Genomic DNA, 17,354 nt, shown 5'->3' on the forward strand with positions numbered 1-17,354 from the left:
CGAACAGACGTTTGTACCGACGCCGGTTATACCGCGTATGACCGAGACGCCGGACGACCTCCCGCCGACCGACCGCGAATCACCCGTCGGCGAACCCGTCATCCGGGGCGACGAACGCGTCGTCGGCGACCACGCCGCGGACGCCGTCTCCTTCGACCCCGACGACCCCGAACGCGTCGCCGCCGCCGTCGACGCCGTCCGCAGGTTCGAGCGCGGAGAGTTGGGCGACGACCATCTCGCGATGCTCCGCGGCGCCGCCGCGTGCGCCGCGCTCGTCCGCGCAGAACAATCCTACACGGCCGCCGCCGAACGCGCCGGCGGCGACGTGACAGTGCCGTTCATCCGGAAATGGGCGCGCGTCCACGACCTCCCACAGCCCGTCCGCCGGCACGTCGCGCTCGGCCACATCCCGCCCACCGCCGCGAAACACATTGCGCGCGTCAGCGGCGACGCCCGCCTCCGGCTCGCGTGGGCCGTCCTCGACAACGACCTCACCGTCCGCCAAGTCCGCCGCGTCGCGAGCGACGTGAACGACGGCCGCAGTCTCGACGACGCGCTCCGCGAGCACGGCGTCACCCCCGGCGAACTCACGCTCACACTCCCCCCGGACGCGTACCGCGACCTCCGCCGACGCGCCGCCATGACCGACACCGCCCCCGGCGACATCGTCGCCGACGCCCTCGACGACTTCCGCGACGACTAGACGGATGGTAAACGTTTAACCACGCCAGCACCCACGTACGAATAAGGGCCGGTAGCTCAGTTTGGCAGAGCGTCTGGCTTTTAACCAGACGGTCGCGTGTTCAAATCGCGCCCGGCCCGCTTCTGCGACGAACACTGGTGAGGAGCGAAGCGGCCAGCACGATTTGGGTTAGTCAGGCGAGCGATAGCGAGTCTGACGCAATTCAAATCGCGCCCGGCCTGCTTTCTGGCGACACGCTTCGTAGAGGTGGTTCCGGTAGTGCTTTTGGTGTCGAGTTCGAGGTGGCGGGTATGAACCTCGATATCGGTGTTTTCAAGGACGAGCTCGACGTCCTCGGTGTGGTTGTGGGCGTGCTCGTCGCGTTGATGGGTGTGGGGACGCTTGTGGGGATGCCGTGGCAGTACGCGAACAGCGTGGTCGTCACCGTCGGACAGATAGTGGGTGCGCTGTCGGCGATTGTCATCGGCCTGGGGTTGGCGTACTTCGTGCATACGACCGCGTAGACGAGAGTTCGTTTTTAGGAAGCGATAACGGGCGTCACCGCGTACTCGCGGGTATGGCTGTTCGCGTGACGGTGTACTCGCGGGAGGACTGCCATCTCTGCGAGGACGCCATCGAGACCATCGAAGCAGTTCGCGAGCGCGTGGACGTCGACGTGGTTATCGAGGAAGTGGACGTGGATGACGACCCGGCGTTACGGGAGGAGTACGGCGAACGCGTGCCGTACGTGTTCGTGGACGACGACCCGGCGTTCAAGTTTCGCGTGAACGCCGGCGAACTCGAAGCCAGACTCAGTCGTCAACGTCGATAAAGACGGTGAGAAGGCCGAACGCGAGACCGAGAAGTGCGGCGGGAATCGCGTACGCGCCCGCGTCGCCGCCGAGCGCGGCGGCGAGAAGAACGAGTCCGAGGAGTTTCGACCCCACGTCGAGCGCGCGGTACGCTCGGGGGGCCAGCGACACCATCAGTCGTCCTGGCTCGCCGCACGCGCGGCCGCCGCCTCACTCGGGTCCTTGATGCCGTTCCGGCGCTTACGCCGGGCGAGCATCACGTAGACGATAATGCCTTCGAGGAGCGGCACGCTGACAGTCGCTATCTGAAGCGGAAGCGTGACCTCCTCCGTCGTCACCGGCGCCTGCGTGAACACGAACGTGAACAGGCCGCCGAGCACCGGTATCGGCGTCGCCCAGTGGACGAGTCCGTTAACGACCGTCGCAACCGTCGCGTTCATCCCGGCCATCGAGAGCATCACGATAAGCGAGATAGCGCCCACGCCGACAGCAGTGGGGAACGGCCGGTCAAGCGGATCCGCCGTGAAGTGAACCTCGTGCTCCGAGTAGTCGATGAACGGCCAGAGCACGAGCACCGTGGCGATGATTCCGGGCAGAACAACGCCTGCGATGAACTCACCGACCGGGATACCGCCGAGCACGCTCGAAATCGCGTCGTGGAACGGGATCGCCGGGATGATCTTCAGGATGCCGAACGGCCACATGAGGTACCAGTCCGGCCCGACGTTCGCTGGCGTCGATGCCGGGTCGCTCGGCCCCCAGATTGGGAGGCGCTGGACGGGGAAGAACGCCGCTAGTAGGAACAACACCGCGAACGTCATCAGGAACACGACGATGGTGACCATCGCCTGGTTCGGGAACAGCGGCGTGCCGACGACGTAACTCTGGTCGCCGGACTCAGGACCGCTGTCGGAGTCGTGGCGCTCGCCCTTCTGTTCCGTGTGCTTCTGCCGCACCAGCAGTAACATGTGGACGGCGATGAGGCCGCCGATGACGAGTGGCACGAGGAACACGTGCAGGAAGAACAACCGCGGAATGATCGTGTCCGCGGCCGCCGGCCACGACCCGCCGAACACGAGGTACTGGAGTTGCTTCCCGATGAACGGGATGGTTCCCGCAATCTCGTATCCGATACCGGTCGCGGTCGCGCTGTACTCGTCGAAAGGCAGCGCGTACCCGAGGAATCCCTCCGCGAGACCGAGGAAGAGGAGGGTACTGCCGACGATCCAGTTCAACTCACGGGGGTTCCGGTAGGAGCCCGCGAAGAACACGCGGAGCATGTGGAGCCCCATCGCGGCGACGAACAGGAACGCCGCCCAGTGATGCACCATCCGAAGCGTCATCCCGAACCGCGTTCCGTACGTGATCTGGAGAACGGACGCGAACGCCGCCGGAAGCTCCGTGCCCGCGTACGCCGCGACACGTCCCGTGTACTCGACGGCGGTGGTGCTCGGCGTGTAAATCAGGCCGAGGAACGTCCCGGTTAGAACGAGGATGGCGAACGTGAACAGGCTCACCTCACCGAGGAGGAACGAGCCGTACGCGTCCTCAGGGAACGCCTTCCCGAGGAACGTATCGTCGAGTTCCAAGCGGTCATCGAGCCAGCGGTAGACACGGCTCGGGTTCTCGTCCTCCGACGCCGTTCCCTCCGCGGGGTTCTGATCTGTCTCCGTGCTCATATCACTCGCCGCCTCCCGCCCCGATAGGCGCCTCGAAGTGACCAGTTGCCATCAAGAGCTCTCCCTCCTCCGTCACACCGATCGGGAGCTGTGGGAGCGGGCGCGGTGCCGGTCCCCCGACGACCTCACAGCCGTTCAAGGGGTCGAACACGCTCTGGTGGCACGGACACAGGAGGTCCTGGCCGTCGCGCTGACTGACCTGACAGCCCGCGTGCGTGCACACCTTCGAGTACGCCGCGTACCCCTCGACGGTCCCGTCGAGATTCGTCGGCTCCGAGTACTGACCCTGCTCGAACCGCATGAGCAGCGTCGCCGTCTGCCCTGCAGCCGTGAGCGCGCCGCCGCCCTCCGCCTCCGGGAACACGGTCATCGTCTCACCGCTCCCGGCGGGAAGCGCATCCAGACCGAGACGGTTCCCCTCCTGGTCGACCAGGTGGGTGCCGCTCACGTACATCGTCTCGTACGTCAGCGTCGACGTATCCTTCGCGGCCGCGGAGTCGACACCCACGAGGCCGTTCACCGCGAACGACCCGATAGCCGCCGCGCCCGCGATACCCGCGAAGAGCTTCGCCGCGTTCCGCCGCGTCTCGACGAGCGTATCCCGCTCAGCGGGCTGCTCGGGCTCTGGTTCTCCCTCTGGCTCCGGTTCCTGTTCCGCATCCGCCGTCGTGGTGTCGTCGTTCGTGGACATTAGTGGTCGCGTTCCTCCGCAACGTCAATACTCGGGGTGAAGTACGTGTAGTAGAGCAACACCGTCTCCGCGAGGCTCACGCACAACAACGCCCCGTAGAACCCGAGGAACTGGTGGCGGGCCGCGCCGAACACTTCGCTCGCGAGCAACGCCGCGAACACGACGGTCGCGAACGTGAACCCACCGACCAGCCACACGCCGGTCAGGTTCGCCTTCGCCGGCCAGTACGCAACGACGCTCCGGTGCTCGGATTCAAGGTACCCAGGGAGGTTGAGGTCTGTTCCATCGGTCGGTTCGATCGGCTCACCCGAACGCCCCACACGGTGCGCGAACCGGATGCTCGCGAAGAGCATCCCGAACAGGCCGAACAGACCCAACCAGGTCACCACACCCGCGACGTTGACGTTAATCTCCGTCGGCGCGTCGATGAAGTACCCAGTCGGATTCAGTGAACTGTTCGGCGCCGGCTGGAGAGCGATCTCCTCGCCCCCCGCGTGGCCGCCACTCGCCAGAGCGACGAACCACATCGGCACCAGTACGGCGCTGATGAGCAGTACGATGACAGCGGTTTCCCGTCTCATATCAAGCTTCGTGTCCATGACGCCGCCCGGAACCGGACGACAGTCGATAGTTGGACTTCTAGTGGGGAAATTGGGAGAGACATACATCGTTGTTTCGGTTACGCTGAACGCGAGACGGCCGCCCAACCGAAACCACTTCAACACTCCCCGTCCCAAACCCAACTAGAACCGTCCACACGGACACACTAATCATGAACAGGAGGGAATTCCTCGCGGGCGCGGCCGGCACGAGTGCACTCGCGCTCACCACCACCACGGCCACCGCCCAAGAAGACGGTGAAGGTAGCGACCCGCGGCAAGGAAGCGGCACCGAGGACGACCCGTACGTCGTCAACATGTACACGGAGAGCAGCGAATACTACTTCGACCCCGTCGGCATCCACATCGAACCCGGCGACACCGTCCAGTGGGTGAACGCGTCCGGCGACCACAGCGCGACCTCCTACACCACGGACAACCCCCAGTCCAGCGTCCGTCGCATCCCCGAAGGCGCCGAGAGCTGGAACAGCGGCACCCTCACCGAAGACGGTGCAACGTTCACGCACACCTTCGAAACCGAAGGAACCTACGACTACTACTGCATCCCCCACAAGACACTCGGCATGGTCGCCCGCCTCGTCGTCGGCGAACCCGGCGGTCCCGGCGCGGAAGGCTCCATCCCGGACAGCGTCGGCTCCGGCGTCGTCCCCGACTCCGAAACCATCGTCGAAGAGAAAGCTCTCTCCTACCCGTTCATCCCCAACACCGGTGCCGGCTCCCTCCCCGGACTCGCCGTCGGCGCACTCACCCTCTTCGGCCTCGGGAACGCATACATGCTCAGCGAATACGACGTGCTCTCCGGCCGCTACAAGAACTCCGACGACACCCAGACCGGACTCGAATAAACCCTTCTCGCGACCCCTCTTCGAGCACACTACCCTGGGATTCACGCCTCCAAAACAACCACGCAGCGTCGCCACTCAAGTTCGAACGGACACAGTTCAACCACCAACGACGGAAACCGTACCAACGTGTTCCTTTTTCTACTTTCGCGTTCGATAATGACATATGAGCTCGGACAGCGTCAATTGGAAGTTCGAGTGTGACCGACTGAAAGTCACGAAGCAAGACGACGCCGTCGTCGTCTGTGACCTGTTCTACAAGCCCGTCAAACGCGCCATCCGTGCAATCAAAACCTACGCTTCTCCGCTCGTAAAGCGTGAACCGATCCATTCGTTCCTCAAGTGGATTGTCCAGCTAGAGTTCGATGTTGAAGAGTGAGTAGCGGAGGGCATCGTCAGAGCAGCCCAACAGGTTCTCGACGTGCTCGGGACGATAGCACTCGAAAAGATCGACCGTGGCGGACGAGCCACAGCAACAGCCACGCAAACGACTTCGTCGTCCGCCGTAGATTCTGGACAGCGAACGATAACCTCGTATATCGAGTAGTCTCGCGCCAAGCGGTCGCTCTATCGCAGATTGTAAGAAGGTTAGGAAAGCCAAGGGCCGGATTTGAACCGGCGATGGGCGGCTCTGCAGGCCGCTGCGTTAGGCCGGACTCTGCCACCTTGGCACACGTCTCGCTTGACCGCCAGCCGATTTAGGGATTGCGGAACGCCACCGCCCGGTGGCACCGCTCCCCGAAATAAATGCAGAAAGCCCCGAACAGCTATCGCGCTGTTCGGGGCTAAGTATGAATGGTAGGCGGCGAACCGAATTTCCCAGAGGCTCGCGCACTCCAGTACTGACCGGAACGCAGGCGGGCTTATCTTCCGTGTTCGGGATGGGTACGGGAGTGGCCCCGCCGCTATGGCCGCCTTAACGCCGACCCACGGAATCGAACCGTGGTACGCCAAACGTCGGTGGTCAAACTGACCGTGTAATACGTGCAATCCAAATTGCGCCTGGACTCGCTCAACATCGTGTTGAACGTACGAATGGTGTGGCTTCGATCTGTTAGTGCTCGCGGACTGAACGCCTCGTTGCCTCGGCGCGTACATCCCGAGTCTATCGAACTCGTCTTCTACGAGTGATCTCAGCGGTGTCTCTTTTCCAAGTGGGTTTCGAGCTTAGATGCTTTCAGCTCTTACCCCGTGCTGCGTAGCTGCCCGGCACATGCCCTCTCGGACAACCGGTACACCAGTGGCAGCCGTTCGTAGTTCCTCTCGTACTATACGAACGTTCTCGTCAGACACCGAACACCCCCAATAGATAGCAGCCGACCTGTCTCACGACGGTCTAAACCCAGCTCACGACCTCCTTTAATAGGCGAACAACCTCACCCTTGCCCGCTTCTGCACGGGCAGGATGGAGGGAACCGACATCGAGGTAGCAAGCCACTCGGTCGATATGTGCTCTTGCGAGTGACGACTCTGTTATCCCTAAGGTAGCTTTTCTGTCGCTTATGGCCCGCATCGGGCGGGCTCATAAGATCGCTAGACCACGCTTTCGCGTCAGCGTCCCTCGTTGTGTAGGACACTGTCAGCTCATCTTATGCTCTTGCGCTCTTCTCCGAGTCTCCGACTCGGATGAGATGAACTTAGGGCGCGCTCGATATCTTTTCGAGCGCGTACCGCCCCAGTCAAACTGCCCGGCTACCGGTGTCCTCCTCCCGGAGTGAGGGTCACAGTCACTGACGGGTAGTATTTCACTGATGGCTCGGTGGTCCGCTAGCGCGGATACCTGTGTAACGCCTCCTACCTATGCTGCACATCAGCGACCGTGTCCCAGCGACAGCCTGCAGTAAAGCTCTATAGGGTCTTCGCTTCCCCTTGGGGGTCTCCAGACTCCGCACTGGAACGTACAGTTCACCGGGCCCAACGTCGGGACAGTGAGGCTCTCGTTGATCCATTCATGCAAGCCGCTACTGAAGCGGCAAGGTACTACGCTACCTTAAGAGGGTCATAGTTACCCCCGCCGTTAACAGGTCCTTCGTCCCATTGTACTGGGTGTTCAGATACCTGCACTGGGCAGGATTCAGTGACCGTACGAGTCCTTGCGGATTTGCGGTCACCTATGTTGTTATTAGACAGTCGGAGCCTCCGGGTTACTGAGACCTGCCCCATTCCGGGGCAGGCATCCCTTATCGCGAACTTACGGGACCAATTTGCCGAATTCCCTGACGTCGGTTGTCCCCGACAGACCTTGGCTTTCGCCGCCAGAGCACCTGTGTCGGATCTCGGTACGGATATCATACTCGCTTTTTCATGGGCCCCAGGTACCATCGAGTTTTCCTATCTCAAGCTTCGCTCGCTTCGTGCCATTACGGCTTCCACGGGCTTCCTTGATTCGACCGGGCGAAAGCCCGGCTCGATGTTTCCTGAGGCGTCAGCTTTGGGTGTATGATAGCACAGGAATATTAACCTGTTTCCCTTTTGTCCCGCTCGAATTACGACGGGACTTAGGACCGGCTAACCCTCGACTGATGAACATTGTCGAGGAACCCTTGCTCTTTCGGTCGTCGGGATTCTTACCCGACTAACGCTGCTACTATGGCCAGGATTTTCTTCCCTATTCGGTCCACACGATCTCTCGACCATGCTTCCGCCCGAACAGAGTGCCAACCTACAAGATCACGATGTTACTCGTGCTGCTAGGTCTCGGTGACGAACTTGAGCCCCGATCATTTTGGGCGCTCCAAACCTCGGCCGGTAAGCTGTTACGCTTTTCTTAGAGGGTAGCTGCTTCTAAGCTCACCTCCCGGCTGTCTAGGGCTTGGAACAACCTTCAATCGCACTTAGTTCGTACTTTGGGACCTTAACCAAGCTCTGGGTTGTCTCCCTCACGGTGCACAGGCTTACCCCGCACACCGGATTCCCTGCGTCAGCGGCGTTCGTAGGTTCGGAGTTTGACAGGGGGGCCAACTCCTCTCGGAGTTGGACTCCCCAATCGGTCGCTCTACCCCACGAACTACCTCAGCAGAGGTCATGCTTCGACATGTTTCGGTTGGAACCAGCTGTTGCCGAACTCGATGGGCCTTTCACCCCTATACGAATGTCACGGGAGGGTATTGTAAGACACCAACCCTAACAGGCCTCCACATGGCTTTCGCCATGCTTCACCTTGCACTCGCATAGATCGTCCGGTTTCGGGTCGTGTCCGTTTGACTCCCCGCCCTTGAAGACGGTGGCCCTGGTCGTAAGACTGCGGCCGTATCGGTTTCCCTATGCCTTCCTGGATACTCCAGTTAGACTCGCCAAACAAACACACTCCCTGGCTCGTTTTTCAAAACGTACGACGGAACATCGGCTCCTCTTCAGTCCTACTGCGACCTTGCGGTCGGGTCGTTCATGAAGAGGCCTTTTATGCCCCGTCGCTCCATCGCCACTTGATTTCAGGCCCTATTTCACCCCCCGTTTGAGGGTGCTTTTCAGCGTTCGCTCACGCTACTTGTTCACTATCGGTCTCGGAGAGTACTTAGTCTTGGCCGTCGATGCCGGCCATAGTCACGAGGAATTTCCGATCCCCGCTACTCTGGAACTGACGCACGCCGTACTTGACTGTATTACGGGGCTGTCACCCTGTATCGCGCTCCGTTTCAGGAGACTTCAGACAGACTTTCCGGCGATGAGAGTCAGTCCGAACACCACATTGCCCGTGAAGGCTTCGGTTTGGACTGTGCCGCTTTCACTCGCGGTTACTAACGGCGTCCCGTTCGGTTTCTCTTCCTGTCGGTACTAAGATGTTTCAATTCCCGACGTTCCCCATTGCGCAAAGCAATTGTAAAGGGATTCCCATTAGGAAATCCTGAGTTCTTAGCCTCCGTGCGGCTCCCTCAGGCTTATCGCAGCTTGGCACGTCCTTCTTCGGCTTCCGAGCCGAGCCATCCACCAAGTGGCACAGTAGCCACGTTGATACTCACCACAAAGTGGTGAGAGACTCACCATAGAAATGGTGAGGATTTGGATTTCGTTCATCACGAATGATGAACGAGTCCAGTGGACGCCTGGATTGCACGTACACACGGTCTTCATCGCACGTCCCGTGGGTGACACGGGAGCGTACATCGACCCTTCCCAGCCACGCTCTCGCCGGCTGGTGCATCAGTCGAACTCAACTCAACGTTGCGCCGTGTCCCACTTAAGGGGCACGGTTCGCGTCCGAGTTGAGAGTAATGGACCCACTGGGATTCGAACCCAGGGCATCCTCCTTGCAAAGGAGGCACTCTACCACTGAGCTATGGGCCCACCTCCGAACTGGAGGTTCGTTAGCCCTGATGGATTGTAGGTGTCCGATTGGGCTCAAAAGAGCCAATCGCCAAAGGTGAGCCAGAGCAACGCTCTGGTCTCGATCGTTGGAGGTGATCCAGCCGCAGATTCCCCTACGGCTACCTTGTTACGACTTAAGCCCCCTTGCGAAGCCCAGATTCGACCACCGCATGGTGGCCTCATCCGGACCTCACTCGGGTGCTTTGACGGGCGGTGTGTGCAAGGAGCAGGGACGTATTCACCGCGCGCTGCTGACACGCGATTACTACCGAATCCAGCTTCATGAGGACGAGTTTCAGTCCTCAATCCGAACTACGATCGAGTTTAGGAGATTAGCTTCACCTTTCGGTGTCGCATCCCATTGTCTCGACCATTGTAGCCCGCGTGTTGCCCAGAACATTCGGGGCATACTGACCTACCGTTGCCCGTTCCTTCCTCCGTGTTAGCCACGGCAGTCTCCCTAATGTACCCAGCCACGACAGGCGTGCTGCTGGCAATTAAGGATGCGGGTCTCGCTCGTTGCCTGACTTAACAGGACGCCTCACGGTACGAGCTGACGGCGGCCATGCACCTCCTCTCAGCAGCCTCGGGTAAGGTCATCAACCTGACCGTCATTACTGCTGTCGGTTCTGGTGAGATGTCCGGCGTTGAGTCCAATTAAACCGCAGGCTCCTCCGGTTGTAGTGCTCCCCCGCCAATTCCTTTAAGTTTCATCCTTGCAGACGTACTTCCCAGGCGGCCCGCTTCTCGGCTTCCCTACGGCACAGCGCAGGCTCGTAGCCTGCGCCACACCTAGCGGGCATCGTTTACAGCTAGGACTACCCGGGTATCTAATCCGGTTCGAGACCCTAGCTTTCGTCCCTCACTGTCGGATCCGTCCTCCTGAGGCGCTTTCGCCACCGGTGGTCCGTCCAGGATTACAGGATTTCACTCCTACCCCGGACGTACCCCTCAGGTCTTCCGGTCCCAAGCCACACAGTTTCCGCTGGACGCCTGCTCGTTAAGCGAGCAGATTTCCCAACGGACTTGCGCGGCCAGCTACGGACGCTTTAGGCCCAATAATATCGGTCATCACTTGGGCTGCCGGTATTACCGCGGCGGCTGGCACCGGTCTTGCCCAGCCCTTATTCGTGAACCACCTTACGGTTCACAAAAGCGAGGGCTCTATGCCCTCGCACTCGGAGTTCCCTTATCGCACTGTCGTGCAGTGTAAAGGTTTCGCGCCTGCTGCGCCCCGTAGGGCCCGGAATCTTGTCTCAGATTCCGTCTCCGGGCTCTTGCTCTCACAACCCGTACCGATTATAGGCACGGTGGGCCGTTACCCCACCGTCTACCTAATCGACCGCAGCCGCATCCTGTGGCGCCGTAGCGTTTCCAACTCAACTCCTTCCAGAAGAAGAGTCTTATGAGGAGTTAGCCTCAGTTTCCCGAGATTATTCCTCTCCACAGGGTAGCTTGGCCACGTGTTACTGAGCTATCTGCCGCGAGTATGAACTCGCACAACTAGCATGGCTAAATCGAACTCCGATAGCAATGACCTCCGGCAGGATCAACCGGAATGTGCTGGGATAAACCCAGCTGCTGGAGGTCAAGCCTCCAGCTTGGCGGGAGCACCAAAGTACATGGTGCTTCCATTGCAAATGATTGGCTCTAATGAGGCCAATCGGATATCACCAATCCATCAGGGCTAACATCAGATCCCATCTGTACGGCGGACCGCAGGGGTAGGATCCTCATTTCCTTCGGACCTGAATGTAAGGAGTTTCGGGTATTAAACCCATCGGAACTCCACAGGCCCGAGCCGTGGAAGCGGGGGACGCTTCCACGCGACGTTCGCATTCCATCCAACGTTCGGGTATTACTTAAGGCCGTTGAATCAGATTCGCCAGAGGCGAACCGCGGCCGACCCTCGTCGAATGTAGAACATCAGTGCCGTGGGAGTGCCACGCCACCTCGTCGTTCACATTCATTCCGAAGGGAGATAACCACTTAAGGGCATCGTTCCCACCTCGCGAGAGGTGAGTTGCATGCCGACCCGGAACGTCGAATGCGTGCGTCAGTAGCGTAGGAGTGCTACGCCACCTCGTCGTTCGCATTCGTACGAAAGTCCGAGTGCCACTTAAGGGTGTTGAATCAGGTTCGTCAAAGACGAGCCGGATTCGATTCCGAAGGGGTTGGACGGGCGTGCGTCGGTGGCTCCGGGCGACCGGGCCACGTCACGTCGTTCGCATTCCATTCGAGTGCCGGGTTACACTTAACGCCGTCGAACCACTACCCTGTTCGGGAGACGGCGACACGGTGAGCGTTCTCACGAGACGAGTGCACAGCTGCCCGAAGCGTCGGTCGAGAGAACTGTAGCGCGGGCGGAGGCCGACTGATCATCCCACGGTCGTCCGTCCGGTCGAGTCGGGTGTTTCCCGCGCATCCCCACGTACGCGAACGGACGGTGTTAACAGCGTGGGTTCCGCGACGCAAAGCTATCCGCGACGGCTCACACGCGCGGAGTAGCCGAGTCAGATGTCTTCGACGTGTTTGATGCCTTGCTTCGAGACGTTTGCCTTAGTGATTTGGCCCGGCATCCAGTCGGGAGAGTCTCCTGGGGAGTCCTCCTCCCAGGCCCACGCCTCGTAGATGTGTACCTTGTCGGAGCCTTTCTCGCGGAGCCGTATCTCGTGGTGTTCCGCGTGCTGTTCCGAGTCAGCAACGTCCTCGAGACGACGAGCCGCTTTCAGTGCGGCCTGTCGTGGCGTGTTCCCGCTGAATACGCTCGTCTCGTTCCCGTCGACGTCGCGGAGTGCGAAGTTCCGTTTACCGTCCTCACGTGCCATGGTTTTGCACCATGCCAACCAAGCACAGGCCCTCTCATAAATATATCGGCAAATTCAACCGCATATAGCGGAGTTTCGGCAGGAGAAACCCGGAAAACAGCGCCGTCATCCCCGGCGAGCGACGGCGAGAGGTAAGGGCTTAAGTACGTGCTACGGCGAAGGAGGTGATACAGTAGTTCGATGGTTCGCAAGAAGAAACTCAGCCCGAGTGGCGCGAAAGGCGAGGACGGCGAGTACCACAACGCCCACGTGAACCTCCACGAGGACGAACTCGCCGTCGCCGGCCTCGAAATCGGCGACGAAGTGTTCGTGCGCGTGCGTGAGGACAAGATTATCATCCAGAAGGCGGACCCGGACGAGGTCGACCACGACTTCTGAGTCGTGTCCCTCTACAGTGCGGTCAAGCCACTGATGTTCCGTGTGCCCGCGGAGACAGCGCACACAACCGTTCACGCCGGACTGCGCGCGCTCCAGCGAACCCCATTTCTCTCGACAGTCGACGACGCGTTGACCGTGGAGTCGTCGCGCCTACGCGTGCGCGCGTTCGACAACACGTTCCCCAACCCCGTCGGAGTCGCAGCCGGGTTCGATAAGAACGCAGAAATCCCGCGCGCGCTCGACGCGCTCGGGTTCGGCCACGTCGAGGTCGGCGGCGTCACGGCAGACCAGCAGGACGGGAACCCGCGTCCGCGGATGTTCCGCCTGCGGAAGGACGAAGCGATCGTGAACCGCATGGGGTTCAACAACGACGGCGCGGACGCCGTCGGTCGACGACTGCGCGAACAGTCACTACCCGATAGTCCCGTTGGCGTGAACATCGGGAAGTCGAAGGCCGCCGAGGACGCGCCCGCGGACTACCGCTACACGTACGAGCGCGTGAAGGAGTCAGCTGATTACTTCGTCGTGAACGTCTCCAGCCCGAACACGCCGGGGCTCCGCGACCTCCAGCACCGCAGCCACCTCGAGGACATCTTCACCGAACTCCTGGACGCGGACGCGAGCCCGCTCCTCGTGAAGTTCTCGCCCGACCTCTCCCGGGACGCCATCGCGGACGGCGTCGCGCTCGCCGAGGAGCTCGGCCTCGACGGCATCGTCGCGACCAACACCACGACGGAACGCGACGACAGCCTGCGCAGTCCCGCCCGCTTCGAACAGGGCGGCCTCTCCGGGAAACCGCTCCGCGACCGCGCGACCTCTCTCGTCCGCTTCGTCGCCGAACGCACCGACCTCCCCGTCGTCGGGGTCGGCGGCGTGTTCACCGCCGAAGACGCCTACGAGAAAATCCGGAACGGCGCCTCCGTCGTCCAACTCTACACGGGCCTCGTCTACCGCGGCCCCACCATCGCCCGCGACATCAACCACGGCCTCCTCGAACGCCTCGACCGCGACGGCTTCGACACCATCGAGGACGCAGTCGGCGCTGATCTCTAAAACCCACCTTTTTCCCACTCGGGTTCGCTGACGCGAACCGCTCGTGGCAAAAATCTGGACCAAAAAAAAGCGCTCGCTCGTTCCGCGCTCGCGTTCTATTCTAGTGCGTCCCGCCGCAGTTCGAATCCGGCGACCGGGAGTTCGAGATCGTGTTCGACGAGCACCTGCGGGTGGATTTCGCCGATGACGCCGACTTCCTCGCCGTCGATTTCGATGGCGGCGGTGCGGCCGTCGATGAACGACGGGTGCGTGGTCGGCGGGGTTTCGAGACCGACATCGAACGCCCGGCAGAGCGATTGGAGGCGGGATTTCGCGTCCTCGTAGGACGCGTCGTGGCGCGCGACGACCGCGGCGACGGTGTCGCGTTCGGCGACGCCGGTGTTCTCGTCGTCGTCGAGGTGCGCGGCGAACCCGACTTCGGCGAGATCCTGGGGGTACGCGCGGTGCGTGTTGTTTTCGAGAACCATCAGGATGCTGGGGAGCGCCCACGTCCGGAGCATCTCGTAGTCCTCACTGTACGGTTCGGCGATGGTGGCGGCGCGACCGCCGCCGACGGCGTCCGTTCCGGGGGCGAGGTTCATCCGGTCGTAGTTCTCGTCCTCGGCAATCATGTGGAAGTTCAGGAGGCCCTCGAACCCGAGGCCGGCGAGCGTGTTCCGGACGGCGCGCGCGTGCCGGGAGTCGCTCGTGCGACCGCCGACCGTGCCGACTTCGGGGTAGCGCGGGACGAGTTCGTTGAAGCCGTGCGCGCGCCCCACGTCGTCCACGATGTCGACGGCGTGCAGCACGTCCACGCGGTACGGCGGGACTTCGACGTCGTAGTCGACGCCGTCGCCCCAGACTTCGGTTTCGACGCCCAGTCCGGCGCGCTCCATGTAGTCCACGACCTCGTCCTCGCTGAGGTCGACGCCGAGCAGGGTCTCGATGCGGTCGTGCGTGACGCGTTTCTCCGTGGTCTCGAAGTCCGGGCGGACGAGCGCGTGGTCGGGGTACTGGACGTCCACGGACTCTATCTGGCCGCCGCGCGCGGAGAGCGCGTAGCAGAGGATGACGCACATCTTGTCGATGGTCCACTGGTCGGTGCCCGTGAGTTCGATGAGGAGGTCGCGGGACTCCGTGGTGACTTCGGTGCGGCGGCCGTTGATGACGGGCGGGAAGCTGAACAGCCCGAGGTCGTCGTAGATGGCGGGATACGTGTCGTGGCCTTCGACGAGGTCCGCGTACGTCTCGCCGGTCGGGTGGTCGGTGAGGACTTCCTCGGGCGTGAGTTCGCGGTCGGAGTCGAGCGCGACGAACGTGTCGCCGTCGGGGCTGACGCCGCGGTACTCGATCGAGTTGTGGTCGGCGGCGGCGTCAGGGCCGAGCGCGCCGCCCTTGAGCATCGTGAGGTCGTGGATGCCGATGGCTCCTTTCGCGCGTTTGCGCCCCATCGTCGCGTGCAGTTTCTCCTGAAGCTGGATGAGGGAGTCGAGCGCGTCCTCGGTGAGGTTCACGTCCCGAACGATGGCGCCGGTGACGTACGGCCGGTAGTCGGGGACGGACTCGTCGACCTCGATGGTCCACTCGGCGTCGTTCGCGTCCGGCACGAAGATGCCGCGGGTGTCGCCGTACTGGTAGCGCAGCGAGCGCGCGACGCCCTCGACGCTCAGGCGGTCGAGCCTGTCCGGCGCGAACTCCAGTTGGAACTCGCCGTCGTCCGTTTCTCCCTCGAATTCGAGGCCCAACGCGAACAGGTCGTCCTTCAGTTCGTCGTCCGATTTCTCGTCGTGCCCCGTGAGCGTGCGGAGTTCGTCGGGGTCGATGTCGACGACGACCATCAGTACATCACCTCCTCGTTGCGGAGGTAATCAAGGTCGACGAGCGTTCCGTGAACGTCCCGGATGTCCTCCGCGCCGGTGACGAGCATGAGCAGGCGTTCGAGCGCGAGCCCCCACGCCATCACGTCGCAGTCGACGCCGAGCGGTTCGAGGACTTCGGGGCGGAAGATGCCGGAGTTCCCGATTTCGATGATTTCGCCCGTTCGCGGGTGGCGGCCGAACAGCTCGAACGACGGTTCCGTGTACGGATTGTAGTGCGGTTTGAACGTCACGTCCTCGATGCCGAACTGACTGTAGAACTCCGTGAACGTCCCCATCAGGTCGCGGACGCTGAGGTCGTCCGCCATCACCCAGCCCTCTATCTGGAAGAACTCGAGGAGGTGAGTGGCGTCGAGCGTGTCGTTCCGATAGACTTTCTCGACGCTGAAGTACCGCTGCGGCGGTTCGAGGTCGCCGTCAGCTTCCCCTGAAAGGTAGCGCATCGAGAGGGAGGTCGTGTGTCCGCGGAGGTCGAGGCCGCGCGCCATCTCCTCGGTCCAAGGGCTGTGGTAGCCCTCGCCGTCGTCGCCGACGCCGTTCCGGTGGGCGTCCTCGACGCGGTCGACGAGGTCGTCGGGGAGGCTTCGAATCTCGCTCGGTTCGGAGAGCGCGAACTGGTCCCAGTGGGTGCGCGCCGGGTGGTCCTGGGGCATGAACAGCGCGTCGTTGATCCAGAACTCGGCGTCGGCGTGCGGGCCCTCCATCTCCTGGAACCCCATGCCGATGAGGACGTCCTTGACGTTCTCCGCCATCTCGCGGAGCGGATGGGTGCGGCCGGCGGTCACGTCTTCGGCGTCTGCTTCCACGTCGTACGACCGGAAGTCGGCGTCCCGCCACTCGCCGGAGGCGAGCAGTTCAGGGGTGAGCTGGCCGAGGCCGCCCTCGGATTCGACGCCCTCCATGAGCGCGGTGACGCCGTCCTGGGTGAGCTGGACGGTTCTGACGGTGCGTTCGGTGCGCTCGACGAGGTCGCGGCGGACGAGCGCGTCCACGACGGACTCGTCGGTGACGGGGTCGCCGGCGGCGAGGGTCGCGAGCGCCGCGGCTTCCGCGTCGGCGTCGGGGTCGGCGTCGGGGTTCGCGGCGACGCTCCCGGAGTCGATGGTGCCGTATCCCTTCCGCGCGAAGTTCGACAGCGCGATGTCCACCTGCGGGCCCTCCAGGCCGGCGCGGCCGATGAGTTCCCCGAGCGACACGGGGTCGTCGGTCGCACCAGCCTCGACGGCGGCCCGGTAGAGCCGAACCTCGGGGAGGCCGGCGTCGAGGTACTCGCGGGCTTCCTCGCTGAGTTCGAGGTCTTCCTCCGCCGTCTCGGTGACGGAGAGCAAGCCCTCGTCTTCGAGTTCGAACGCCGCGCCCGTCACCGTCTCCGGCGGCAGGTCGGCGTCCGCAGCGATGTCGTCGATTCGTCTGGGTTCGTCGGCGCTCGCGGTTTCGAGGACCGCGAGCTGGTGTCGTGGCAGTTGCATTGTGCGTGTTCGCGTAGAGTACTCTGAAATCGGTTCCGATGCCCGCACGAGCGGTTTCAGCGCCGACCCGCTGGCGCGTCCACCCCCGTCAGGGCCGGAAGAAGAACCCGAACCCCGGACCGTCGGCTTCACGGACGAT

At 62.2% G+C, this 17,354-nt stretch carries 14 protein-coding genes, 3 tRNA genes and 3 rRNA genes; 8 read left to right on the top strand and 12 right to left on the bottom strand.

Features of this window, described 5'->3' with window-relative positions:
* Positions 1–37: 37 nt before the first annotated feature.
* The 4 genes from ACOZ4O_RS07160 (at position 38) to ACOZ4O_RS07175 (ending at position 1,514) form a co-directional block, all read left to right on the top strand.
* Positions 38–703: a DUF7119 family protein gene (locus ACOZ4O_RS07160; RefSeq protein WP_424524623.1), complete on the top strand. Its 666-nt coding sequence runs from the start codon at positions 38–40 to the stop codon at positions 701–703.
* A 45-nt stretch (positions 704–748) separates the two neighbouring features.
* A tRNA-Lys gene (locus tag ACOZ4O_RS07165) sits at positions 749–822 on the top strand.
* A 171-nt stretch (positions 823–993) separates the two neighbouring features.
* The gene (locus ACOZ4O_RS07170) at positions 994–1,206 is read left to right on the top strand and encodes a hypothetical protein (RefSeq protein WP_424524624.1); all 213 of its coding nucleotides are present in this window, start codon (positions 994–996) and stop codon (positions 1,204–1,206) included.
* 53 nt (positions 1,207–1,259) lie between these two features.
* Entirely contained in the window at positions 1,260–1,514 is a 255-nt protein-coding gene (locus ACOZ4O_RS07175) for a glutaredoxin family protein (RefSeq protein WP_424524625.1), read from the top strand.
* Here ACOZ4O_RS07175 and ACOZ4O_RS07180 read toward each other — a convergent pair.
* From ACOZ4O_RS07180 to ACOZ4O_RS07195, 4 genes are read right to left on the bottom strand one after another with little or no spacing between them, the layout of a single operon-like run.
* The gene (locus tag ACOZ4O_RS07180) at positions 1,495–1,668 is read right to left on the bottom strand and encodes a hypothetical protein (RefSeq protein WP_424524626.1); all 174 of its coding nucleotides are present in this window, start codon (positions 1,666–1,668) and stop codon (positions 1,495–1,497) included. The two genes, ACOZ4O_RS07175 and ACOZ4O_RS07180, sit on opposite strands and share 20 nt — an antisense overlap.
* Entirely contained in the window at positions 1,668–3,173 is a 1,506-nt protein-coding gene (locus ACOZ4O_RS07185) for a cytochrome b (RefSeq protein WP_424524627.1), read from the bottom strand. Before ACOZ4O_RS07185 ends, ACOZ4O_RS07180 begins: the two co-directional genes overlap by 1 nt.
* A gap of 1 nt (position 3,174) precedes the next feature.
* Entirely contained in the window at positions 3,175–3,864 is a 690-nt protein-coding gene (locus tag ACOZ4O_RS07190; RefSeq protein WP_424524628.1) for a ubiquinol-cytochrome c reductase iron-sulfur subunit, read from the bottom strand.
* Complete coding sequence (locus ACOZ4O_RS07195) at positions 3,864–4,445, bottom strand: hypothetical protein (RefSeq protein WP_424524629.1); 582 nt, start codon at positions 4,443–4,445, stop codon at positions 3,864–3,866. Before ACOZ4O_RS07195 ends, ACOZ4O_RS07190 begins: the two co-directional genes overlap by 1 nt.
* Positions 4,446–4,636: 191 nt before the next feature.
* Here ACOZ4O_RS07195 and ACOZ4O_RS07200 point away from each other — a divergent pair, with 191 nt between their 5' ends.
* Both ACOZ4O_RS07200 and ACOZ4O_RS07205 read left to right on the top strand, forming a co-directional pair.
* Entirely contained in the window at positions 4,637–5,329 is a 693-nt protein-coding gene (locus ACOZ4O_RS07200) for a plastocyanin/azurin family copper-binding protein (RefSeq protein ID WP_424524630.1), read from the top strand.
* Between the two features lie 163 nt (positions 5,330–5,492).
* Entirely contained in the window at positions 5,493–5,705 is a 213-nt protein-coding gene (locus ACOZ4O_RS07205) for a hypothetical protein (protein ID WP_424524631.1), read from the top strand.
* Positions 5,706–5,921: 216 nt separating this feature from the next.
* On the opposite strand, the gene ACOZ4O_RS07210 is transcribed toward ACOZ4O_RS07205, so the two are convergent.
* The 6 genes from ACOZ4O_RS07210 to ACOZ4O_RS07235 form a co-directional block, all read right to left on the bottom strand.
* Positions 5,922–5,997: transfer RNA gene (locus tag ACOZ4O_RS07210), tRNA-Cys, on the bottom strand.
* Between the two features lie 126 nt (positions 5,998–6,123).
* Positions 6,124–6,245: ribosomal RNA gene (rrf, locus tag ACOZ4O_RS07215) — 5S ribosomal RNA — on the bottom strand.
* Positions 6,246–6,361: 116 nt separating this feature from the next.
* Positions 6,362–9,278, bottom strand: a 23S ribosomal RNA gene (locus tag ACOZ4O_RS07220).
* 260 nt (positions 9,279–9,538) lie between these two features.
* A tRNA-Ala gene (locus ACOZ4O_RS07225) sits at positions 9,539–9,610 on the bottom strand.
* 108 nt (positions 9,611–9,718) lie between these two features.
* Positions 9,719–11,191, bottom strand: a 16S ribosomal RNA gene (locus ACOZ4O_RS07230).
* Together the 16S, 23S and 5S rRNA genes with 2 tRNA genes alongside form the textbook arrangement of a ribosomal RNA operon.
* Positions 11,192–12,144: 953 nt before the next feature.
* Positions 12,145–12,459 carry a non-histone chromosomal MC1 family protein gene (locus tag ACOZ4O_RS07235; protein WP_424524632.1) on the bottom strand — a complete coding sequence of 105 codons (315 nt, stop codon included), beginning with the start codon at positions 12,457–12,459 and terminating at the stop codon, positions 12,145–12,147.
* A 180-nt stretch (positions 12,460–12,639) separates the two neighbouring features.
* Here ACOZ4O_RS07235 and ACOZ4O_RS07240 point away from each other — a divergent pair, with 180 nt between their 5' ends.
* Both ACOZ4O_RS07240 and ACOZ4O_RS07245 read left to right on the top strand, forming a co-directional pair.
* Entirely contained in the window at positions 12,640–12,837 is a 198-nt protein-coding gene (locus ACOZ4O_RS07240; protein ID WP_424524633.1) for an AbrB/MazE/SpoVT family DNA-binding domain-containing protein, read from the top strand.
* A 3-nt stretch (positions 12,838–12,840) separates the two neighbouring features.
* A complete protein-coding gene (locus ACOZ4O_RS07245; RefSeq protein WP_424524634.1) occupies positions 12,841–13,890 on the top strand; it encodes a quinone-dependent dihydroorotate dehydrogenase in 1,050 nt (349 codons plus the stop codon).
* A gap of 95 nt (positions 13,891–13,985) precedes the next feature.
* Here ACOZ4O_RS07245 and pheT read toward each other — a convergent pair whose 3' ends face one another.
* Together pheT and ACOZ4O_RS07255 are read right to left on the bottom strand one after the other, a co-directional pair.
* On the bottom strand, positions 13,986–15,707 hold the full coding sequence (gene pheT / locus ACOZ4O_RS07250) for a phenylalanine--tRNA ligase subunit beta (protein ID WP_424524635.1): 1,722 nt from the start codon (positions 15,705–15,707) through the stop codon (positions 13,986–13,988).
* Positions 15,707–17,215 carry a phenylalanine--tRNA ligase subunit alpha gene (locus ACOZ4O_RS07255; protein WP_424524636.1) on the bottom strand — a complete coding sequence of 503 codons (1,509 nt, stop codon included), beginning with the start codon at positions 17,213–17,215 and terminating at the stop codon, positions 15,707–15,709. The genes pheT and ACOZ4O_RS07255 overlap by 1 nt, the downstream gene beginning before the upstream one ends.
* Positions 17,216–17,354 lie beyond the last annotated feature (139 nt).

It is taken from the genome of Salarchaeum japonicum, assembly GCF_049705945.1.
GTDB classification, from domain to species: domain Archaea; phylum Halobacteriota; class Halobacteria; order Halobacteriales; family Halobacteriaceae; genus Salarchaeum; species Salarchaeum japonicum_A.

Excerpts from the sequence above, each read along its gene's own strand:
- ACOZ4O_RS07160 (WP_424524623.1), top strand. The coding sequence starts at position 38 with ATGACCGAGACGCCGGACGACCTCCCGCCGACCGACCGCGAATCACCC.
- ACOZ4O_RS07170 (WP_424524624.1), top strand. The coding sequence starts at position 994 with ATGAACCTCGATATCGGTGTTTTCAAGGACGAGCTCGACGTCCTCGGT.
- ACOZ4O_RS07175 (WP_424524625.1), top strand. The coding sequence starts at position 1,260 with ATGGCTGTTCGCGTGACGGTGTACTCGCGGGAGGACTGCCATCTCTGC.
- ACOZ4O_RS07180 (WP_424524626.1), bottom strand. The coding sequence starts at position 1,668 with ATGGTGTCGCTGGCCCCCCGAGCGTACCGCGCGCTCGACGTGGGGTCG.
- ACOZ4O_RS07185 (WP_424524627.1), bottom strand. The coding sequence starts at position 3,173 with ATGAGCACGGAGACAGATCAGAACCCCGCGGAGGGAACGGCGTCGGAG.
- ACOZ4O_RS07190 (WP_424524628.1), bottom strand. The coding sequence starts at position 3,864 with ATGTCCACGAACGACGACACCACGACGGCGGATGCGGAACAGGAACCG.
- ACOZ4O_RS07195 (WP_424524629.1), bottom strand. The coding sequence starts at position 4,445 with ATGAGACGGGAAACCGCTGTCATCGTACTGCTCATCAGCGCCGTACTG.
- ACOZ4O_RS07200 (WP_424524630.1), top strand. The coding sequence starts at position 4,637 with ATGAACAGGAGGGAATTCCTCGCGGGCGCGGCCGGCACGAGTGCACTC.
- ACOZ4O_RS07205 (WP_424524631.1), top strand. The coding sequence starts at position 5,493 with ATGAGCTCGGACAGCGTCAATTGGAAGTTCGAGTGTGACCGACTGAAA.
- ACOZ4O_RS07235 (WP_424524632.1), bottom strand. The coding sequence starts at position 12,459 with ATGGCACGTGAGGACGGTAAACGGAACTTCGCACTCCGCGACGTCGAC.
- ACOZ4O_RS07240 (WP_424524633.1), top strand. The coding sequence starts at position 12,640 with ATGGTTCGCAAGAAGAAACTCAGCCCGAGTGGCGCGAAAGGCGAGGAC.
- pheT (WP_424524635.1), bottom strand. The coding sequence starts at position 15,707 with ATGGTCGTCGTCGACATCGACCCCGACGAACTCCGCACGCTCACGGGG.
- ACOZ4O_RS07255 (WP_424524636.1), bottom strand. The coding sequence starts at position 17,215 with ATGCAACTGCCACGACACCAGCTCGCGGTCCTCGAAACCGCGAGCGCC.